Source organism: Photorhabdus viridis, from assembly GCF_040256935.1.
Lineage (GTDB): Bacteria > Pseudomonadota > Gammaproteobacteria > Enterobacterales > Enterobacteriaceae > Photorhabdus > Photorhabdus viridis.
Genome location: NZ_JBEJZY010000011.1, coordinates 67,744 through 89,461 on the forward strand (window position 1 = coordinate 67,744; position 21,718 = coordinate 89,461).

Here is a 21,718-nt window from a genome sequence, read left to right on the forward strand (position 1 = left end):
TTCCCATGTTAGAGCTGTTGTTTCTGTTGCTTCCTGTGGCTGCTGCTTATGGCTGGTATATGGGGCGCAGAAGTGCTCAACAAGATAAACAACAAAATGCTGATCGTTTGTCGCGGGAATATGTTACCGGGGTTAACTTTCTCCTTTCGAACCAGCAAGATAAAGCGGTGGATCTGTTTCTTGAAATGCTTAAAGAGGACAGTTCCGCTTTTGAAGCGCATCTGACTTTGGGGAATCTGTTCCGTTCCAGAGGGGAAGTAGAACGGGCTATCCGTATTCATCAATCTCTCATGGAAAGCGCTTCTCTGACATTTGAGCAGCGCTTACTGGCGACGCAACAATTAGGCCGCGACTATATGTCTGCGGGTTTATATGATCGTGCTGAAAATATGTTTATTCAGTTGGTGAATGAAAAAGATTTTCGGCAAAATGCATTTCAATCGCTGCTTACGCTTTACCAGGCAACCAGTGATTGGAAAAAAGCCATTGATATCGCTGAAAAATTAGTTAGATCCGACAAACATGATTTACGGGAAAAAATCGCGCATTTTTATTGCGAACTGGCCTTGCAGGAAATGGGCGGTGATGATCTTGATGAGGCTATTGGCTACCTTAATAAAGCTGTCCAGGCAGATAAAAATTGCGCCAGGGTTTCTATCATGTTGGGACGTCTGTTTATGGTCCAACAGGAATACACCAAAGCGGCGGGTTCTTTGAAATCTGTTCTTGAGCAAGATAAAGAGTTGATCAGTGAGGTATTACCTATTCTCCAGGAATGTTACCAGCATCTGAATCAGATTGATGAATGGGAAAATTTCCTCAAACGTTGTGTCGAAGAGGATAGTGGAGCAGCTGCCGAACTTTTACTGGCTGATATTATCGAGCAGAAAGAGGGCCATGAAGTCGCGCAGATCTATATCAATCATCAATTAGAACGTCATCCGACGATGCGCCTGTTTTATCGCCTGATGGATTACCATTTGGCGGAAGCGGAAGAAGGACGGGCGAAAGAAAGTATTATTTTGCTGCGGGACATGGTGGGTGAACAAATTCGTACCAAACCTAATTATCGTTGCCAAAAATGCGGCTTTACTTCTCATTCACTTTATTGGCACTGCCCATCATGCCGTTCATGGGATTCGATTAAACCCATCCGTGGGTTGGATGGTCAGTGACAATGTCACAGTAATATTTCTTTGTTGGTCAAAAAGGTTAAAAAATGACATCGCATATCTTAACATCATTCGGTAAACAGATTAGCTCGCCTGTAATTGTTGCTTTAGATTACGACAATCAGGATGCTGCCTTGGCTTTTGCTGACAAAATTGATCCACAGGATTGCCGCCTGAAAGTGGGTAAAGAGATGTTTACCCTTAATGGTCCTCAGTTTGTTAAGTCGTTGCACCAGCGTGGCTTTGACGTATTTTTGGATTTGAAATTCCATGATATTCCCAATACCACCGCCAGAGCGGTAGCTGCTGCGGCTGAGATGGGAGTTTGGATGGTAAACGTTCATGCCAGCGGTGGCGCCAGGATGATGGCGGCGGCGAAAGAAGCGCTGTTGCCTTATGGTCATGCTGCGCCGTTGTTAATTGCCGTCACGGTATTAACCAGCATGGAACAATCGGATCTGCAAGGTATTGGTATTGATATTACGCCAGCGCAACAGGCTGAAAGGTTAGCAAAACTCACGCAGGAATGTGGGTTGGATGGTGTGGTTTGTTCTGCGCATGAAGCTACGCAACTGAAAAACGCTTGTGGTCAGGATTTCCGACTGGTAACGCCGGGGATTCGTCCGGCGGGCAGTGAAGCGGGCGATCAGCGTCGTATCATGACGCCGGAACAAGCGGTACTGGCTGGTGTTGATTATATGGTTATCGGGCGTCCGATTACCCGTGCAGCGGATCCGGCGGCGGCATTGCGTCAGATCAACCAGTCTATTGCGGGAGTTATTCATGCAAGATAATAATTCGCGTCTGGTCTATTCCACAGACGGGGGCCGTATTCAGGAAGAAACCACTAAACCTCAGCGTCCGAAAGGGGATGGTATCGTTCGAATCCAACGCCAAACCAGTGGTCGTAAAGGAAAGGGCGTTTGTGTTATTACCGGAATTGACGCGGATGATCAGACACTGATCAAGTTGGCGGCTGAATTAAAGAAAAAATGTGGCTGTGGTGGTTCAGTAAAAGATGGCGAAATAGAAATTCAGGGTGATAAAAGGGATTTATTGAAACAGTTACTTGAAGCTAAAGGGATGACAGTTAAATTGGCTGGTGGCTGATAGAAGGGCGGATATGCGCCCTTTATTTATCTTATTTCTTAACGTCAGTTACCAATAATATCACGATTATTATATCCTTGATTTTCTCTATTTTTTACCTATATAAAAATGAAAATAAATCATCATTAAGATTATTATGTATAAGTAATTTTCATCTTCTGATGAAATAATAAAAAATTAGAATTTAATATGTCAAAAATAACTTTTTTCTTTCATTAAAGAAACATTGATATTATTTTCTCATTTGCCTGATAAGATAATTAGATTTTGCTAAAAAACATATTATCTGTTTCATAAATTCTTTTACGTCATGATTTTGGTATCATAATGCACTGTAGCCTATTTCAGGTGGTTCTTTGTGAAAATGAATATCTTCATGGTAAATGTGACGAGCATTAAAATTGCTTTTTAAATCATAAGGATAACAAGTTTATTCTATTTTTTCAGTTAAGAGGTTGACTATGGAGAACGATCGTTCTACCATGAAAAGCATGGAAGGTGAGAAGACGGCAAACATCAGGGAAAACATGTTGGATGCTGTAGATGAATTAATTTACACTAGGGGGATTGCGGCGACAGGTATCGATCTGATAACGCGTACAACCGGTTCTTCACGTAAGACAATTTATCGTTATTTCGGTACCAAAGATGGGTTGGTTGAAGAAGTTCTTCGCCGACGAGATGAACGATGGATGGAGTGGTTTACTGCATCAATAGCTGAATATAAGACGCCTGAAGAGAAATTGCTGAATATTTTTCTGGTATTACAAACATGGTTCGAAAGTGATGATTTCAGAGGATGTGCATTTATCAATACATCTGGTGAACGGCTTGATCCTATTGATCCGGTAAGAATTATTGCTAAGGAACATAAAAAGAAAGTTTTTACTTACATTCTTTCTATTTGTGAAGAAATATCGCCAGATTCATCGGTGGATTTAGCCAGGAAATTTTTGATTCTAATAGAAGGCGCTATTACAACTGCCCATATAATGAATGACAGAAATTATGCTTTGGAAGCAATGAATATCGCTAAGGCATTATTGAATAAATACAATGTGACTGGGGTAAGTGAACGTAGCCAACAAAGCAGTAACTTGAAAGATGAAGGGTATAATTAATTAGGAGATAAAATATGTCTGATACAAAAGAAATTCGCCATCCGGTACCGCCATTTACCCGGGAAACGGCTATTCAAAAAATTCGCTTAGCTGAAGATGGATGGAACAGCCGTGACCCTGCAAAGGTTTCATTGGCTTATTCATTGGATACTAACTGGCGTAATCGTGCTGAATTCGTGCATAGCCGCAAAGAGGCTCAGGATTTCTTAGCCAGAAAATGGGAGAAAGAGCATGAATACCGGCTTATTAAAGAATTGTGGGCTTTTACTGATAATAGAATAGCGGTTCGTTATGCTTATGAGTGGTGTGATGATTCAGGTAACTGGTTTCGTTCATATGGTAATGAGAACTGGGAATTTAACGAAGATGGTTTGATGTACAACCGCTATGCTTGTATTAATGATCTGCCGATAAAAGAGTCTGAACGAAAATTTCATTGGCCTTTAGGTCGCCGTCCTGATGATCATCCCGGATTATCTGATTTAGGATTGTAATTTAATAGCAAATAAAAAATTGTAGATATGGCTGGTTTATAGGTGTCTCTAATAAGCCAGCCGTGATGCTTTTTACATTATTTAGGGGCAGCTTACCCAATCTTCAATCATTAATCCATCTACACGCTTAGACTCGCGGGTATTATTTGTCATCAAGATTACTCCACACGCGAGTGCATGTCCGGCGATGGCTGTATTATTAGCACCGATCGGTGTTCCTGTTGTGGTCAGCATATTCGGTATAAAGCATTAGAGCCACAAACACACCTCTTAAATTTGGATTTTCTAGTTAAGAGATTTTATTATACCTCTTATTTGATCAAAACTTGATATGGAGGAAAAAATTTTAAGAGCGCTATATGAGTCTCATAACGGTCTTTAAGGCTATTTAAAGTTTTATATGAGTCCTTTAGCGAGGTGATACCAGTGACATATCAGTTTGCTGGTAGATAAACGGATAATATAACAGTGATACAAGCAGCAGGTTTCCTACCGAATATGTCTGTGTAACAGGATGATGTCACGAAATTTACATTGATACTGAAATATAAGGCAGGGAGGGGGAGGGGCTCCCCGCCTTAATTTAGTATTTCAGATGCTGCAAAGGTACGTTTTAATTATCTACATCTACAAATAAGAAAGGCGCTATACCGACAATTTTTTCTGTTGTGAGATTATGGTGCAAATTTACCGTAATAACAGAATAGATTATTGCGCCATCAGGAGTGAATGTCGCCTCCCGTCTCCGGCGTGACATAATAACCGTTGGTTCTAGCTTAGGTTCATAACCGCCGCCAAGGCCGGTGTCATGTATAGATTTCATGTTCATCCTATTAAGCTCTTCACGACAGGCGACAAAAGTTATTTCGTCATACTTTGCCATCCTTTCGTCTGTTTTCATCAGGGCAAAAATATCAGACAGCTTTTTACGGTTTCCTGCTTCAGGGCTAACAACCAGTGCATCATATTTATTGATTGCCGTATCGTTTGCTCTGTTTTTCCATATTGCCGCCTTAACTTCTTCATCAGGCATTCTTTCGTAATATTTGATTCCATAATTTCTTACCCTGCCATAGTTTGAGCTATTAACTTCTACTCCGGTAGCAAGCAGATAGTTTTCAACATCATTGGCAGTCATATTTTGAATATCGTTTATGGTAAAATTTTTATCACCTATTTTTACATTAGCCAGACTTGCTGTGTTGCCTGCTTTAATTGTTGCGTAAGGTTGCACAGTCAAGCCGCTATTACCCAATGTAACATCAAAGGGAGAATTCAATGGGTTTTCTGGTGCTTCCAATAATGTCTTACTGTGGGGGCCAAGAAACTGGATCGTTTTCCCAGCCGGGACTTGTGTAGTTGCACTATCAGAGAAAAAATATCCGTGTGAACTTAACATTAATTTGTTGGCAGGCTTATTAGGTACCGTCCATAATTGGAATGCACCCCCCAACTCAATTCTCTGCGGCTCTAATTGAGGATAGCTTTCTTGTAAATGTTTAATCCTGGTTTCGGCTTTTGTTTTTCTAATATCACCTGTTCCAATATCTGTTTCTGGTTTCTTATTGGTTTTCCTCCATTCTCTCACTCTGTTTCGGTAATCAGTTGCCGATTCATTGGGCATTTTTTCAGGTTTCCCATCACCCACGCCCATGACATTTCGGTGTGATTCATTTATGTTTATTTTGATATTGGTCAGTGGAATTTGACTATCGCCCTTGCCAGAATAAGGTCGGATAATATACTCATTTTTGCCTTTAAATATGGCGTATTCTGCTCTGAATCTATTTTCCGTTAACAGGGCTGAATTATTCTCCAGTAAATAATCAGAATTACTGAAATCAAATAATGTATTTTCATCATTAACGTAATATTGTGTTCCCACAATGCGTGATTCTTCCAGTGTAGAAAAACCACCACTGACTTTCTTGTCAATCATTTTACTATCGATAGAATTAAACCATGTTGGATAACGATTATAATAGATATGTAGCATCTCATGATATAAAGCAATCGCGGGTTCACGGGAACGCCAAGGTTCCTCGGCAATTTTTTCTTCCATGCCAATCAGATGGTTATCTGGATCAAAGGCGATGCTGCTACCGGCGCTGTTTTTGGCATAAAATTGTCCATTTTTTTCGCGTACAATGGCACTCATCATCGGAGGTTGTATATTTAAACCCTGTTTTTCAAGTTCCTGAATAACGATATTTCCAGATGGTATTTTGTCTATTTCGTTTAGCGCACGAGTGACTTGATTAATAAATAGTTCATTACCTGTTATTGTGATCCCTTCAGGAGGAATATCAACATTGTTAATCTCTATCGATGTATATTTCTCCGTTTTTGAGATATTACCAGAAGTATATTTTGGTATCGGTGTGAACGGTATTACCTCGATAGCAAGGGCAATCCTATTTATCTCTGCTTGGTTAGGTGTTTTATTTTCAAAGGAAAATATTTCTTTTAATAAATAAGGAAGTTCGGTTTTGATAGCATTAATTTTTTCAATCGAAATACTCGGATTGTTTTGTAATGGTAAGATAACCTCACGGATCCAAGCCTGCTGGATATCTGCTATCTCTGTGCTGAGTAGAGCTGTCTTATCTCCAAGTTTTAGCGATTTTTCGAAAAAAGGTGTTAATGTATCAGTAATATCTGAGAGTTTATCAATATCATATTTTTCACAATTCTTGAATGCAGTATTGATATGAATAAATGCATCCAATATCTTATCGTGATTAATATTACTGTGTGCTGCTTCAAGTTCCTGATCTATTTTTTTACTTTGCTCCAGAATAAGAAATTTATTAGATACATCGGCATGAGTAATCCAATGCCCATTTTTATCTAATTTAACCGCAGGCCAGTAACTAAATTGTTCGGGGTAGGCCGGGTTGACGACACGCCAGGTGTGATTTGCTTCATCCCATTTGACTTGATAATTAGCGCCAGATTCCTTTATATAGTAGCTCTGTTTTACGACTGCTTCTGCATTAGCAGGGCGTATTGAATAGATCCCTTTATATATTCCTTCATTTGAATGAGATGCTATTTTGTCGAGTGGAAGATGGCTAACTTTCCATTCATCTTTAAGTTTACCTAATCCTTTGACGCTTTTGCCAAAAATATCAGCGAAACTCTTCTCAAGTTTAATACTATTTCTAATTGCACCAACTGCGCTTATGACTCCCCGGTAAGTTAAGGTCAGTGTTGATCTGATTGGTAAAGGTTCGATTAGATCAATTAATCCGCCGAGTATAATACTCGAAGATTGGCGTAAAGTTGTTATGCCATGTTCCGGTAATGTCCTGATAACTGCGGTAATTAAAGCTCTTCCGGTCAGCCCGGCTTGTCTGAGGCGCAATGTGGTTTGCGTTACTTTTGCAGCCATTGATTCAGTCAGTGACATGCCTAAAGTGGCAACAACTAACAGCACATTTGCTGTATCAAAGACAATTGAAGCAATATCTTCTCCCGTTAATTGATATTCACTATCGGTTGTTGATTTATAGATAACATTATAGAAAGGAATAAGAATAGTTGCTGCTATATGCCACCCAGAGGTAATATCCAGTGCCTGTTTACTTTTTATTGCAATATCGTTTAAACCTTGCTGTATTATTGTTGCGGTAACAGAAAGTAAGTTCTCTTCTTTATAAAAATTAAATCTAGGTGAACCAGTGAAACTAATTCCTACATTCATTCCTGAAGTTATACCATAATAATCATTCCAAAATGCGTCGTAAGAATATTTATATCTGCTTGTTTCTGACAGACCAATCAGCGTGTTAGAACGCTCATAACCAATCGGAAAAAGTCTTTTCCCAGTATTGACCATCATATTTGGCATTAATATGCCGATGCCTATCTCCATTTTTAGCTCAATTAAAAATAAGGCATTGGGTCTAGACATAGCACGTAAGGTGGGATGGCTGTCAACCTGCTGTTGGGTATATTTTTTTGCTTTTATTCCTCCTTGTATTGTTGAGACAACCAGCCAATTACCTTGATACATTTTTATCATGGCGACATTTCCCATACCCTTTTCGACTGAATAGAGAAAAGCTTCTTCTGGTGGGTTAATAATTTCTTCGACAGTTAATTGCGCGGCCGGAGATGAGAATATTAATTTACTGAGTGAAATGGATTCATAATGACTGTATTGGTTTTTGTAAACATTAAATTGTTCATTAAAATTGTATTGTGAATCAAATTTATCTCTCTTTTTGAAATCGATAAAAGAATAGTATCCTGCCGGCTTTACATTTTTTTCATTGAAAGGGTTAAGTTTTCTCTTATCATCTTCAAATAATTTTATTGTTTCTAATGTGGAGTAATTAAATGCTTGTTCCACATTAGCGTTCTCTTTTCTCATTCGATAAATGATTGCCGCCGTTAAAATAATACAGCCTTCCATATCAATATGTTTTGATTCTTGGGTGAGAATATGATCAGTATCATATTGAATATTATGTTTTTTGAATAATAACTCAGCTTGATTTTGGGAAAAAATAACATCGCGATAATCACCATGACCTTTAGTCATTTTTCCTACTTTAGGTGAAATTTGATAAAGCAGAGCACCTAATGAAGATAAAACTAATAAATGATATTTAGCTGCTTGTAGTGTTTGCAGTTTAAAAATATCTTCTTGGCTATATTCGGTACGATTTTGGTTTTTTAGTGCTATCTCTTCTTTGGCTAATTGGGCTAATAATATATCATCGCCAATATTAATACCTTGATTAATCTCCGAGCGAGTAATGGGTATGCCTGGATTAATATTAGTTGAGGTAATTAGTTTCGCTACCTTTTCAATTCCTTGTTTATACGAATTAAAAAGATCTTCTTTATCTTTAATTCGTTGGTTATAATCTGACTTTTCTTTATCGCTTAACTCTATATTGCCATTTGACATAAAAGTTAGCAGTGCATCTGAATAGATTTCGTCATCGATATCGCCTGTGGAAAATGCCTCACGATATATTTTCAGTAGAGGTTCTTCTGGGTTGATACCTAATTCGTCCCATATATCTATTTTTATTTTATCTGTGGCGACTTCATCTTTATGCAGATCTTCTAGTTTGTTAATAATCTCCATCTTTGCCATTAGCGTATTTATTGCTACATCGCTATCTGTTTTCTTGTAATCTTTTATAAAAATAAGGTTAAGGATGTTATTTATTGTATACAGTAAATCAGAATATTTTATTTCGGAATAGTTTCCAAAAACTATGCTCAACTTTTCTTTTAAAGAATTTTTGAATTCAGGTGAATATTGACGATAAGAAGACAGATTTTCAACTATGTATAAGCTCGTTGATTTAACATCGGATGTGATCCAAGTTGGGTAATTCTGATTACCCTTCAACAAAGAGACAAATACCTCATCGCTATTTTTATTACATTTATTATCTTTGCAATCTTCATTGTTATTACGTTGGTATTCCCAATGTTTTCCTTGGACTACAGTATATTCTGTTTCTTCTTGATCAGGATATCGTTGATTCCAGGATGAAGATTCTACTATTGGAGATAAAATGCTGTTATTTTCCCCTTTTACATAGGGTGCATTACTATTGGTATTTTCAATATCATAATCGGAATGTGACATATAATCCTCCTAGTTGATTATATTTATAGATGAAAAATAAGAACTACAATGTTGTCATGTATTTTTACAATTTTGTTTCACTGCATGTATTTACCAAATTAATGGAAAGATGAATGGGAATGATGATCAGAGTTAACTAAATCACTACCACACCAATCTGATTTACATTGGTTACTATTAATAACAAATAACTTTAAAATCACATTAATCAAGTTGGTCAATTATAATTAAATCAAATTAATGTAAAATACTAATTAATGTAAGTGGAAATTATTAATTTGTTTAATTATATATAAGTATTTATTTATTATTTTTTATGATAGGCATCTTAATGAAACCTCCGTATTGAGTAAACGGCAAGTAAGATTCGGGTTAGTTTTAGCGATTTACCTGATGACTGAAATGATAGGATGGGTTAACAAATCCTTTGTAATTAATCAGATACAAATGGGGTAGGGGAAGCGGGATGAAAGAGCAGTCGTTAAAGAAGACGGTACTAAGAAACGAGTATCTGATGTGGCATGATCTAACGCATTTCAGCCGCGTATTCAGGGATTGATGCAACTGAACGATGACTACGCGGCTGAAAATAAATTTATAAAATTATTTTATTTATTTATGATTGGTATTTGTATTGATATCACTAAATTTAAGGTTTTTTTGCATCAGCTCATACGGGCGCGGGTCAATGCTTTGGGTCAGATTTCCGTGTAAATCATACTGATGATGAGAAATTCTTATATCGGTATCGTCGCCAGCTTTGGCTCGGTGGAAAACGGTTTCCCGCTCGGTCAAGCCTCGGTTGTCCAATGCATTTACCGTGGGCGTGCCAGAATGTACGGTCGGATCGAAGGTGAATGTCATTTTATTCAGTAAACTTCTTATCTACACATGTTTTAAGCTAGAATAATCGAATGCTCTAATTTCCTCGTTAAAACCTGTCACTTGTTCAAAAATAAGCTTTGTAATTGAAGACGGCCCCTGTCCTATTGCCTTTTTCATTAAAATATTATAGGGGAGAAGACTCGCCCTATCGGCAGAAGAATAATTCTTACATGTATAAATCACTTGTCCACCTCGTTTTTCTCGTTGATATCCAAAATTGAGAAGACCTAATATTTCTCTCGCTGTAACGACATGGTAGCCCTCTTCGTGATTCCATAAATTAGCAGGGGCTGCTGTTGACATTAGATGAAAATCTGCATGTCTATGAATACCGCCAAGTACCCAACAATCATTGATTACACCGGACCATTTGTCTATTACCAGCATATTTCCATGGGCATTTTTGTTCCATAAATTCTCATTTATTCCTTTACCAAGTCCAAGCGGCTTAAGCCATTTTTCTTGCCAAAGATCATTAGCTCGACCAATTAACATAGGCCCCTTTGATAAAAAGGCTTTACGATAAACCAGCCAGCAATACTCTGCTAAATCATTAAGATGATTCTTGTTCCTTCGATTGTTAGGGAACTCATTGGAAAGACTTTCATGAACAGTATTCTTATTTTGTTCCCATAAGAATGGGTTGTTCTTTTTTTTATAACCTAGTGACTCGAGATCTCGCCTTAATGTTAACATTTCATATTTTTTCATATTTCACTCCAATCATTTATGACCCAAAATTTATATTAAACAACACTAATTTCTATAGCCGGAGTTTATGAATCAATTTGACATTATTGCCCTCTTGATCATAAGCTAATATTTTAATCTTTATTCTAACTTCCTATTATTTTTTCTTGTTAATATTAACCTCAACTAATATGTGTTAAATGTACATAATTTGGTTCTTGCTTATTAATACCATTAATTCTAATTTATATTCTTTTGATTTTATATTCCGACATGTATATGTAATGGGGAAAAATGTATAATTGGTTTTCTATTCTTGATATGTTAAATTTTTTATTGCATTTTTTGAAAAAAAGTAAAAATAGATGATTTCAGCATGTTTCGTATATATTTATATTTTTCGAATTTCTCTGTTTATTTATCTCCTGAAATAAATTGGATTATTTGATGTTATCATCCTGGAACTGGTGTTATAAATATAAAATCATCATTGTAATTCACAATCCAGCCTCCTTAACCTGGGAGGCTAAACAGTGTATTAATACCAATGTAATTTTTGTAGGATTTTATTTCTTAAGAGACATTAGATTCCACGTATTTGTTCCCCTTTTCCTGTACGAGGTTATATAACTAAGGGGAATAGGAGTGATAAATGTAAGTTCTTCAGAGCGTGCTGGTATCATTGCGACAAACTCTGACTCTGCAAGAGTTAAATGGCTCATTAAAAAGTGAGGGTAATTAATTCCCCTTTTATCTTGTCTAATTTTTTCACCAATAGTTTTGTCATTCATATCCTGCGGTTTTAGTCCAGGGATTTCCATTCTATATAGGTAATTAGATTGTTCTCCGAATCCACCTGAATCCATATTCATCCCTGTCGAAACGTAGTTTTTATTTGGACTCCTAACATGCCCCATCATATGGGCTGAAGGTCCAATATCAATAAATTCATTTATTAGCTCTTTTTTAATTTTGCTAGCACTCTGTTTTGACCATGGATAGAATCCACCTGCTGCTACGATCTGTTCAGGAGTCCGATTATCACCTCTAAAGACAACGACTTTTCCTTGACTTGTCAGCTCTAACTTATATTTTCCAACAGTTAAAGTTGAAGACGTTGTATCATAATTATTTGATTCTAATAATTTTTCAGAATCTATAGGCACGGGTGTGGGGATAGGTCTATTGGATGTATAGGGTCTTGCAAACTGAGGAACTGGTTGCTTGATGTTAGATAATTCATTTATATTAAGTGCTGCTATACGTTCACTTATTGTAGTCCCACAATTTAACTGCGGGCGCTTTTTTTGTTTTTCTTTTTCACTATATTCTCTTTCCATATTATTACCTATTAGTTGGAGGTTGAAAAAATATTATCATAATTAATCTTCAAATCTATTATATTTCTATGAGGCCATTTGTTTGACATTGTATTAAATAGATTTTAAATTATTTTTTAGGTGAAGCATTATTGTAAATTTAAGATGATTATCTGTCTCTACATTTTAATGTCCCCCTAATTTTTTAATATAATCATCTTCCTTGTTGTATTTTAGCATCATGTTACCACCTGTTGGATTTAATTGAAAATATATCAAAAAAATATCTTTTTCATATGCCATAGTTAATATGATTGTGATTATTTATTATCCTTTATTTCAGTTAGTTTTTCAGAATACCCTTTAATAATAATACCTGTGTTACTTACCTTAACAATGGCGCTATGGCTATTTTGCCATTTTGAAAGAATATCTCTTATTTGTTGTGAATAAATTGAATTGATAATACCAGAAACTTCAAGAGTGACATTTTTATTATTCTGATTTTCATTATTTTCTGTGGCGAGTCTAGTTATCAAATTCACTTTCGCAAGGGCAAGATGGACATCTTTTGTGCCACCTAAATCGGTGCACAATTTGCTAAATAAAGATTTATTTATTGGCGAATTGTCCAGATTTGATTTTTGATCTACAAAAGTGGAAATTTGGCTAACGGGTTTTATGATGTCGTTAATATCTTGCAGTTTTACCGGTGCGGTAATTGAATATAACAAAGAAAGGCGAGGGCGATTACCGAGCGCTTGCCAAAAGTTACCCAGGCTATTTAGACTTTCTTGTGGTGGGATAACTCTGGTATATGCTCCGGGAATTTTAAATAATTGGCGGTTGTTAACTAACGCATTCAAAATAGATGTCATGACTCGTGCAGCTTGATTATTTGGCTGACTGTCTGGACTTGAGCCGTCACCTGACTTACTCGAATGCCAATAAGTAATTAAATAGTTATAGTTAATATTTACCCACCCTGGTAATAATGTGCTGGTTGCAGGGTTATAAAGCCTTGATTCGGCAGAACGTAATTGCAGATCTTCGTGTATATCATAGAGAAATACACTGACTGTCGGTTCTGATGGGATTGAGTTTACTTCTGGCAGATCAAAGCGGATATCAATTTTCTGACCAGAGATGCTTAAACGCTGAGATAAAATCTCATTTAATGCGTTATTAACCGAAATAATAGCATTATCAGGATTAATTATATTTGTCATATTAACTCCAATTTTATTAAATGTTTAAAAAATCAGCCGGACAGTTTTATTCAATTCAAGTATCACTGCCCGCTCTATATGTTTATTTTCAATTTGTTCACCATTATCATCTACCGCTAACATTGATGATAATAAGGCAATGTTTCTGATATTAGCACCGGTTAGATCGGCTTGTTTAGCCAAATACTCAAAATTAACTTCATCTGATAAGTTAAGTTGTTCTGGCCAGATTGCTTGCCACATCTCTTTGCGTAAGACTTCATCAGGATAAGTAAAACGGGTAATAAAGGTAAAACGGCGGTTCGGCTAGATCGAAAATTCGAGAGATATTTTTTTCTGTTTCACCGATGTATTTATTCACCACGGTGGAAAGATCCACTTTAATCAAATCAACGCCAAGATGCCTGGCAATCACTTCTGCGGCCATGGTTTTTCCAGTCCCTGATTCACCGTAAAATAAAGCGCTAATACCGGTACCATAACCTATTTTTTCCTGAAAGCCTGCGTTTAATATTTGGTCACGGTAATTAATGGCGGCAATGATTTCTTTTAACTGTTGAGTTAATGCATCTGAAATCACTAAATCATTAAAACTGCGTTTGGGGGTGATTCGTTGGGCTAATTTGTCGAAATTTTGTTGGGTGCGGAAACTTAATGCTTTACGTAAGTTTGCTTCTTCTAATTGGCCTTCCGGTTGTCGCAGGGACTGGTATTGATAAGCTTCTGTAAGAATTAGCGGTAATGTTTCTGGTGTAAATGAAAAACGCTGACATAGATGAGTAATATTCATTTTCTGAACGATATTAGCCGGCAGATTTTCTTTTAACATGGCTTGCTTATCCGCCAGAATTGCTACCTGCATCTCAATTTGCATCATTGGCAGATGTTTAATCCATATTTATTAGCTTCAATAGTAATGGCAATCCGGTTTAAAAGATTTGGCTCCGAAGTCATATCAATATATCCTTGGTAATGAGTAAAAAATAGATAATTTAAGTCTTTCTGTGTGGGATGAAGTTAGAGTTTCATAATAAAAGCTAAAATATAATAAGGCGGAACTACATCAACACTGTGAGTATGTGAAGGAGATGATGCTGTTGCATTATGATTATGTCCTTCTCCATATCCTATATTTGATGTATATGGGTGATAGTCTGACCCAGATGAGTCTGTCCCATATGATTTTGTCCATATATATCCATTATTTGAGTTGTCTAATTTGTAGTCAGTTTTTCCTATAGTTATATGACCATATGCGAATCCTTGAGTGTTATAATAGGGCATACTCTCAATGTGTTTATGCTCGGGTATTTGTGATTCTGTTAATGTTGTGTTTTGTACGGTAACATTTACCAAAACCACAGTTGATGTTGTGTTTTTGGAAAAATTTTTTCCATCCCCACTTCCACTGGCTTTATTACTGCTTTTCCCTGTTTCAGAAATAGTTTCACCACACATGACAAAACGGCTTCTTAAGTCTGGGGTTCCGTTGTTACCATCACAAAATGTCCACCCATCAGGAGCACTATTACCAGAGAACATCACAATCATTCCTTTGGGAAATATTCTATTTGGATCAATGTTGACACCATTTGAATCAATGGTTATACCGTTGCCAGCTTTAACGACTAATCTACCATGGCTATCCAGTCTTAGAGCTGAATTTGGGGTATCGGTTTGATCGGGTGCTTTGCCAACTGCTCTACGACCAATATCAGCAATATCAATCAAGTTGGCAAAATCCGTCTGTAACGGAATACTGCCTTCTTTAAAGCGGTTTTTTAAATCACTGATTGAAGGCCCTTGTGTTTCAATATTGATATTTTCCGGATTAGTTTTATTTTTCATTTTTATTACCTTATATTATGTGGGTTATTATACTAAGAGAGATTAAAATAATAGCAATATTATTGAAATGTTTTGATATGTGAATAAACAAGATGCCTTATTTCATATTGTTAAAGCTTGTTCCCATTATAGGAAAAATAAAAACCAAATTTTGTACGCACTTCTCCTTTAAGATCATTAGGATTAGATATGTAATTCAGTGATAAAATAAGCGGCTCCTCAGTGTAAAATGATGCACCAGAAAGATTTTGGTTATTACCTAATACAAATCCATAATAGAATGACCAGCGATTATCTGCATTAGGATCATATAAATTCATTGCCTTCCATGATAAGTTAAGTCCTACTTTTTTACTTCCTTTAATATGCAATATTTCATCGGTAATAATATCATTTTTATTCTTTTTTACTTTAATATGGTAATCTGTCCATGCATTATTGGATTCCGAGCTGACATATTCAGGCCCTATTTTTTCGTTATCGGTTAAAAATACCAACTTGCCTTTATTATCTGCGGGTTTATACAAATGCTCTGAAATAAACGTTTCTTTATTATTATTTTTATTAAGATCTATATCTACCCGCAATATACTTTTAGTATAGGGTATATATAATAGCTGATTACCTTTTACCACTTCTTCGTTCCATTGATCGCTCGATTGACCAATTACCTCAATACGTTGTTGTGCAGTGGAAATTCGCATACTACCAATACCTGTTAACTCTGAGGGTAGACGTCCTAGGGTTAACGTTTCTAAAATTTTATATGCCTCATCTCCTAAAGGGGCTCCATTGTTTTGCCAGCGTTTATAAGTGCTGGCAAAGTTCACGAAATGTTCTGGTGACAACCAGTGAATAATCGTAGAAATATGAGCAGGAAATTCAGTTAAAATCTCGGTTTTTACCCAAGATTCCAATTTGTAAGGATCAACATTGTCATTCTCAATTAATTGGTGATTAATCACTACACTGACAACAAATGAAAAACGATCGGTCTGGGAATATTTTTCACTAGAAAAATACCAATGATAGCGCCATGCTTCCGTTTTTGATGGGAAATTATTTTGTTGATTTTTACATTTTTTAAGTTTTATCTGGCCTTTAATGCGATCAAACTCTTTCACACAAGCTTTAAGTATATAATCAGATGGAGACTCAGAACGAACAAATGCTTCGGTAGATAGATGAGGTGGCTTATATGGTGAAATTACATATTTTAATGTGATTTCGTCATTTTCTTTGATCATAGCAGGAAAAGGACTATGTGGGCCGGAGGTGATCCAGAGTTCATCGTCTTCTTTATTATTTTGATGTACTTCATCGGAATAAACCAGTTGATAATCCATATCTTCCATCCATATTGTGCTATCGCTCCAGCGCAAATTACCTTTCTCAAATGCGGTTTGTACTCTTTTGAGATTGTGTTCCAGAGCAGCACTATTACGGATGTTGAGAGAGAATGATTCTCCTTTAATGTCGATGATCATTTGGCCCCGCAATGTGAATTTTCTATCACCTTCAATAATAATCAGGTTAATCACTTGACCATGTAGTAATTGGCCTGCTGTATTTGGTTGTGTAATGATTAAGAGATGATGACGAGAATTGGGATCATTTTTAATTTCCAGTTTATTTGGTGTCTGTTCACTGTCGAATTGCTTATTAGGTTTTACTGGTAAAAGTTGGCGATGTTCAATTAAGTAAAAAGGGAGCTTATCTAATTCTGGTTTTTCTTTGAAACATTCTTCACCCAAGCCTAGCCGTGCCGCAATCCGTTTTTGCAGTGCTGATACTTTATCAATACGAATATTATTACGTTGATAGGCCAGTTCAGGTTGTTGTGCCAAATAGCCACGTTGAGTAGATAGAAAATCTAATGCGTTTAATGTCAGTGGTCTGGCTGCACGATGAGTACCAAAATATCCTAACAGATAATCAAGAATAGCCAGTTCCTTAATATAGTTTTGATCCTGGATTTTTCCTTTATTGTAGATTTGAGCGTCATTGTTAAGTTTTTCTTGTAAATTAAATTCTATATTCTGCTGGTTTTTTTGATTGATCGTATTAGCTTCAAAAGGCGGCTGAACACCATATACACTATTTCCCCGTTGCTTAAATGCCAATAGTTTTGGCAGCAGAGCAAGTTCGGCACAACCATTAGCTAGCGTTTGTTCAAAAGGTAGCATAAATTGCTGCAATTGTACTTTCTGAGGGGTATCTGTATTGGTTTGTAATCCATAGCAGGCAGGTAATTTATTGCTTATCGGGTAATAATCTAGGACTTTACGATGTCTCCCTTGATATAATAACTCTGGTGTAGTGTTAATCAGATGATCTAAAATTATTTTTTCTTCTATCTGTGGTTTAGTAACGGAAGCTTTAATTCCACCTTTTGCAGTAATGGCGAGCAGATTGTTTCCTGATACGGTAATCGAGGCTAATGGATCTTCTCCCCACAGCCTGGGATAATATTCTTTAGCTATTTTCCAAGACCAATTATCATCCGGTAACGGAGAAATAATGCTATCATTATTCTTATCTAATTCCAGCCGGGTTACACTTTGAACGCCTTTAATAGTCAATAATCGATTAACTAAAGGACTTAGATTTAATTCCATTGAGTCGTCGTAATTTTTGATTGGAGGTAATTGAGGTATCCAACCATGATGTAAATAAGGTCCATCAAAAATTTCTTCATTACTGAAACCCATTTTTTTCATTGCTTGGGTGGTATAACGTTGTGGTTTTTCAAGAATCATTTGTTCCGCCGTTGTATAAACTTTAGCAAATATATCAGCGATATCTTTGACGTCATTATTAAGTTGAATATCAATCCTCAATGGTAGATCAACGGGTTTCAACCAAATGATCTTACTAACTGATTCCCCCAAATTTCGGTTATCTTTCAGAAAACCTTTAAGCTTTTCATTTGCCAGAGCGAGATTCGCTTTATTACTCTGAGTTTCCCTGCTGGGAAGCAAGTAAAGCCAATAGTTTCCTTTCAGAGTTAATTTTCTATCCAATTGGGAATTTTTAAAACTATATTCACGCTTTTCTTTGTTATACCAATAGTGATAACGCTCATCTTTATTTTTAATTTTATCATCACGTATTAGTTGTGCATCGTTAAAGAGAAAATAACCATTGAAGGTGTCATCACTATGTAAGTCTAGCAAAGCCCGGCGATAATCCTCTTCGTTGATGGGGCCACAGGTCAATATTTTTTGTGGGCCAAACTCCTTTGGGAAAATACCGTCATCGGGTGCCCGTTCTTCTTGCTTAGGTGTAAGAAGATCTTTCAGGGGTAATGAATGGCGGTAAGCTAAATCAGAGGCACCATAACAACAAGCTTCCAGTAAGGTAATGCCGGGATCATTTTCGCCCGTATCATTCCAATATTGACCAGATTGTTGCTCAATAACGGTCTTTGCCTGAGCAAGTAAGGTATCAAAGGCAATATCGTCTTTGATGATGGGAAATAGGGTATCTTTATTACTCATTAGTTAGCTCCTTGGGTTGGATAAGTATTACCTGACCAGACTAAGATCAGTACTTCGTTATCGGCAGCCTTGATATTTTTATCGCTACTTTGACTTACGCCACTCGTGGATTGGATATTTTTTTTCAAAGTTAAGCTTTTTACCCGTTCAACTAGAGATGATTGTTGAATTGAGGCTAATAACTGGTAATAGTCAATGCGATTACCTGGTGTTACGCCAATAGCCGTATTTTCTCCCCACGGCATGTAGATTCTACTTAGTTCCTGTTGTAATTGATGGTAGCCATAATCGGAGTTAACGTCTGAGGCAAACTCCAGCTGATAGTTGATCTCCACGTCAACATATGTGGGATTTTTAATTTCAATAGTTGTCCAAGGGCTGCTTAATCGATCTAACCATTCGACCATTTCAGTTAATCGGGCTTGGTTCAATTCTGGGCGGAGTGAATCATTATTATCTTTGTAACGATTATCAGGGATAACGACTAATTGGCGATTTTCTGGCGCTGGTATTTTGGTTAATTCATTAGTAGAAGGGTATTTAACATCAAATATACTGATAAATTGCTCTTTTAGTAAAGTGACAATATCGTCCCAATTCAATGCTCGGTTACGATGGGAAAGCCGGGTAGGAACCCGTTTTAGGAAGGTTTGCTCGTCTTCTTTTGGGCGACTATCCCAGGAGGTCCAGGGTTGAGTTATATCATTAATTGCAACAGATGCGTTGACCGGCTGTTTAATGCTGCTGATGGCTAATCCATTGATTAAGTGCTCCGATTCAATGGTTTCTACGTTAATTAGAGTGGCGGTTATCGCGTTATACAATAGACCTTTAATGCTTGGATAATTAGGCATTTTTTCACCAACTATCTCAGCTTTTAGCCAGTATTTATTTGTTGGCATTAGAGAGGTTTGATTTGAAGCATCATGGGGTAACAAAGTACGCCAGGTTCCTCGATCAAACAGGTTGTGAGTTTTATCGTCAATCAACTTATCCAGTGGATGCCAACTGTTGTTTTTATTGAGGTAAAACCAGGATAAAGGGAGTTTTTCAGAACCTTCTAACTGCCAATATAAAGATAAAGTTTGTCCTGGTAATATATCAGTAAAACCTAAATAGAATGCGTCGTCGGTTAGTGATGCTATATCTTTTCCTGCTTTGTCCCAGCCAAAAGGCGTTAGGGGATAAACGGAATATTGGTCGGTTTTAATTTTTGCTTTGAATTCAATTTTCAATGAGCTGATCTGAGGCGTATAGGGGGGATTTTTATCCAGAAGATTTTTCTGATACTGAGAATGCATAAAATCCTGTTCAGCTAGTTCTACACGAATAAACGCTGGCCAGTCATTTGGGGATTGACTATCTGCAATAGGATAATTCATTGCTGGCAAAGAAAAACTCAGGCTTTTTCCTTGTGGTTTATCCGTACCATCAAATAATGGTTGAGGTCCAGTATTTTCTAGTTTGGTTTCTTTCTTAGGTGTGACTAAATATCCCATTACTTTGAATGCACCATTATCTGGTTTGGTCTCATACCCTTTATACCAATCTTTAAAACTTTTTGTTGGCAATCCCACCCATTGTGGGGTGATAGTGAGTGTTGCGTTTTCAACACCATACCATTCAGGGGAAATCAGATTAAAACCGGAACCTAGTGACGGTGATTGCCCAAAAGGAAAACTAGCCGTACCTATGTTTTCAATACCACTATCAGAGGCATAGCGCATATTACTACTGCCGTTAATGCTAATTTCAATATCAGTAATCTTGGGTAGTATAGGCCCCTGAGTGGTGCCCAGCTTTAATACGGGTGCATTAAACTCCATATTATCTAAGTCATCAGGGAGGCTGATGGGTCCATCGTTAGCTGATAAGCTTAAGGTGAGTTTGGTGAGTTTAAGGTTGGTCTCTTTTTTTACTAATAGTGAAAGCCAATGTTTTCCAGAACTGATCTGAGCAGTAATGTCTCCAGAATTACCCGTCCACTCACTTGCTAGAGTTACCTCGATACTACGTACTCCTTTCGACATAGCAAATAAAGAGGAGGTAATTAGATAACCGGACAAGACCGAGTTATCTTCGGAAAAGGGGCTAAAAAGCTTAATACCATTTTTAGGTAATTCAATATTATCTGAGTGGTTTAGTAGTATTGCTGATTTCCAGCCACCGTTATCTTTCCGATACCAACGCAGATCGGTCAGTTTCCCTTGGTTCGCTAATAAATCAGCATCTGATGCATATTGTAATGGGTTTCCAGCGCTATCCTGTCCGGCATCAAACAGGGTTCCTTTAGGGATAAGATATTCTGGGTTGTCTGAATTCAGGGTAATGCCTATGGCGACGCTATCCGCTTGAGCACTTCTTGGTTTCAGTCCCAATAATTCCCGATAATAAAGATCACGATGCCGTGCCGGAAAAGTGTTAAATAAAACTTTGGTCGTTTCTAATAGTTTTAAAAAAGCCAACACAAAAGCCTGATGTGCCGGTAAATGACCATTTGCTTTATTGGCGTTATGGTAAATATCCGCTAATTGTTCAGGGCTATTTTTCTGAATAAAATAGAAGCTATCCCAGAATTTTTCTTTCTCTTGACCGAAAGGTATTTCCTTAGAGTATTCTTGTAGCCAGTTTAAAATATCCAGTGTACTTCTTTCATCAAGTTTAAATTCTGTCTCTGGTACGATAGCGGCGAGTTTATTTTTTAATTCGATGAGTCCCATATTATACCACCTA

At 36.9% G+C, this 21,718-nt stretch carries 13 protein-coding genes and 2 pseudogenes; 6 read left to right on the forward strand and 9 right to left on the reverse strand.

The window, feature by feature from the left end; genetic code table 11:
* Positions 1 to 5 precede the first annotated feature (5 nt).
* The 5 genes from lapB to ABR397_RS06460 all read left to right on the forward strand — a co-directional run bounded on the left by lapB (position 6) and on the right by ABR397_RS06460 (position 3,897).
* Positions 6 to 1,175 (forward strand): lipopolysaccharide assembly protein LapB, encoded by a 1,170-nt coding sequence (lapB, locus tag ABR397_RS06440; protein ID WP_350304984.1) that lies wholly within the window; start codon positions 6 to 8, stop codon positions 1,173 to 1,175.
* A gap of 44 nt (positions 1,176 to 1,219) precedes the next feature.
* Complete coding sequence (pyrF, locus tag ABR397_RS06445; protein WP_350304985.1) at positions 1,220 to 1,966, forward strand: orotidine-5'-phosphate decarboxylase; 747 nt, start codon at positions 1,220 to 1,222, stop codon at positions 1,964 to 1,966.
* Positions 1,956 to 2,282, forward strand: a complete 327-nt coding sequence (yciH, locus tag ABR397_RS06450; protein WP_350304986.1) for a stress response translation initiation inhibitor YciH — start codon at positions 1,956 to 1,958, stop codon at positions 2,280 to 2,282. The genes pyrF and yciH overlap by 11 nt, the downstream gene beginning before the upstream one ends.
* Before the next feature lie 461 nt (positions 2,283 to 2,743).
* Entirely contained in the window at positions 2,744 to 3,403 is a 660-nt protein-coding gene (locus ABR397_RS06455; protein WP_350304987.1) for a TetR/AcrR family transcriptional regulator, read from the forward strand.
* A gap of 14 nt (positions 3,404 to 3,417) precedes the next feature.
* Positions 3,418 to 3,897, forward strand: a complete 480-nt coding sequence (locus tag ABR397_RS06460; RefSeq protein ID WP_350304988.1) for a nuclear transport factor 2 family protein — start codon at positions 3,418 to 3,420, stop codon at positions 3,895 to 3,897.
* 81 nt (positions 3,898 to 3,978) lie between these two features.
* Here the strand turns inward: ABR397_RS06460 and ABR397_RS06465 are convergent.
* Positions 3,979 to 4,128: pseudogene (locus tag ABR397_RS06465) on the reverse strand (VapC toxin family PIN domain ribonuclease); the annotation flags it as partial.
* 382 nt (positions 4,129 to 4,510) lie between these two features.
* Positions 4,511 to 9,514 carry a putative adhesin gene (locus tag ABR397_RS06470; protein ID WP_350304989.1) on the reverse strand — a complete coding sequence of 1,668 codons (5,004 nt, stop codon included), beginning with the start codon at positions 9,512 to 9,514 and terminating at the stop codon, positions 4,511 to 4,513.
* A 723-nt stretch (positions 9,515 to 10,237) separates the two neighbouring features.
* Here ABR397_RS06470 and ABR397_RS06475 point away from each other — a divergent pair.
* Positions 10,238 to 10,390: a hypothetical protein gene (locus ABR397_RS06475; protein WP_350304990.1), complete on the forward strand. Its 153-nt coding sequence runs from the start codon at positions 10,238 to 10,240 to the stop codon at positions 10,388 to 10,390.
* 9 nt (positions 10,391 to 10,399) lie between these two features.
* Here the strand turns inward: ABR397_RS06475 and ABR397_RS06480 are convergent, their stop codons facing one another.
* The 7 genes and pseudogenes from ABR397_RS06480 to ABR397_RS06510 all read right to left on the reverse strand — a co-directional run bounded on the left by ABR397_RS06480 (position 10,400) and on the right by ABR397_RS06510 (position 21,705).
* Positions 10,400 to 11,110 carry a hypothetical protein gene (locus tag ABR397_RS06480; protein WP_350304991.1) on the reverse strand — a complete coding sequence of 237 codons (711 nt, stop codon included), beginning with the start codon at positions 11,108 to 11,110 and terminating at the stop codon, positions 10,400 to 10,402.
* A 545-nt stretch (positions 11,111 to 11,655) separates the two neighbouring features.
* Positions 11,656 to 12,429 (reverse strand): hypothetical protein, encoded by a 774-nt coding sequence (locus ABR397_RS06485; RefSeq protein ID WP_350304992.1) that lies wholly within the window; start codon positions 12,427 to 12,429, stop codon positions 11,656 to 11,658.
* Positions 12,430 to 12,728: 299 nt separating this feature from the next.
* Positions 12,729 to 13,637, reverse strand: a complete 909-nt coding sequence (locus tag ABR397_RS06490; RefSeq protein WP_350304993.1) for a DUF4255 domain-containing protein — start codon at positions 13,635 to 13,637, stop codon at positions 12,729 to 12,731.
* Positions 13,638 to 13,661: 24 nt separating this feature from the next.
* Positions 13,662 to 14,535, reverse strand: a pseudogene (locus tag ABR397_RS06495) (ATP-binding protein); the annotation flags it as partial.
* Positions 14,536 to 14,654: 119 nt separating this feature from the next.
* Positions 14,655 to 15,485, reverse strand: a complete 831-nt coding sequence (locus ABR397_RS06500) for a tail fiber protein (protein WP_350304994.1) — start codon at positions 15,483 to 15,485, stop codon at positions 14,655 to 14,657.
* 110 nt (positions 15,486 to 15,595) lie between these two features.
* Entirely contained in the window at positions 15,596 to 18,985 is a 3,390-nt protein-coding gene (locus ABR397_RS06505; RefSeq protein ID WP_350304995.1) for a hypothetical protein, read from the reverse strand.
* Complete coding sequence (locus ABR397_RS06510; RefSeq protein WP_350304996.1) at positions 18,985 to 21,705, reverse strand: hypothetical protein; 2,721 nt, start codon at positions 21,703 to 21,705, stop codon at positions 18,985 to 18,987. Before ABR397_RS06510 ends, ABR397_RS06505 begins: the two co-directional genes overlap by 1 nt.
* Between the last annotated feature and the right edge of the window lie 13 nt (positions 21,706 to 21,718).

Bases quoted from the DNA above. Each gene is read 5' to 3' on its own strand.
- pyrF (WP_350304985.1), top strand. From the start codon at position 1,220: ATGACATCGCATATCTTAACATCATTCGGTAAACAGATTAGCTCGCCT.
- yciH (WP_350304986.1), top strand. From the start codon at position 1,956: ATGCAAGATAATAATTCGCGTCTGGTCTATTCCACAGACGGGGGCCGT.
- ABR397_RS06460 (WP_350304988.1), top strand. From the start codon at position 3,418: ATGTCTGATACAAAAGAAATTCGCCATCCGGTACCGCCATTTACCCGG.
- ABR397_RS06500 (WP_350304994.1), bottom strand. From the start codon at position 15,485: ATGAAAAATAAAACTAATCCGGAAAATATCAATATTGAAACACAAGGG.
- ABR397_RS06475 (WP_350304990.1), top strand. From the start codon at position 10,238: ATGATGAGAAATTCTTATATCGGTATCGTCGCCAGCTTTGGCTCGGTG.
- ABR397_RS06510 (WP_350304996.1), bottom strand. From the start codon at position 21,705: ATGGGACTCATCGAATTAAAAAATAAACTCGCCGCTATCGTACCAGAG.
- ABR397_RS06470 (WP_350304989.1), bottom strand. From the start codon at position 9,514: ATGTCACATTCCGATTATGATATTGAAAATACCAATAGTAATGCACCC.
- ABR397_RS06485 (WP_350304992.1), bottom strand. From the start codon at position 12,429: ATGGAAAGAGAATATAGTGAAAAAGAAAAACAAAAAAAGCGCCCGCAG.
- ABR397_RS06480 (WP_350304991.1), bottom strand. From the start codon at position 11,110: ATGAAAAAATATGAAATGTTAACATTAAGGCGAGATCTCGAGTCACTA.
- ABR397_RS06505 (WP_350304995.1), bottom strand. From the start codon at position 18,985: ATGAGTAATAAAGATACCCTATTTCCCATCATCAAAGACGATATTGCC.
- lapB (WP_350304984.1), top strand. From the start codon at position 6: ATGTTAGAGCTGTTGTTTCTGTTGCTTCCTGTGGCTGCTGCTTATGGC.
- ABR397_RS06490 (WP_350304993.1), bottom strand. From the start codon at position 13,637: ATGACAAATATAATTAATCCTGATAATGCTATTATTTCGGTTAATAAC.
- ABR397_RS06455 (WP_350304987.1), top strand. From the start codon at position 2,744: ATGGAGAACGATCGTTCTACCATGAAAAGCATGGAAGGTGAGAAGACG.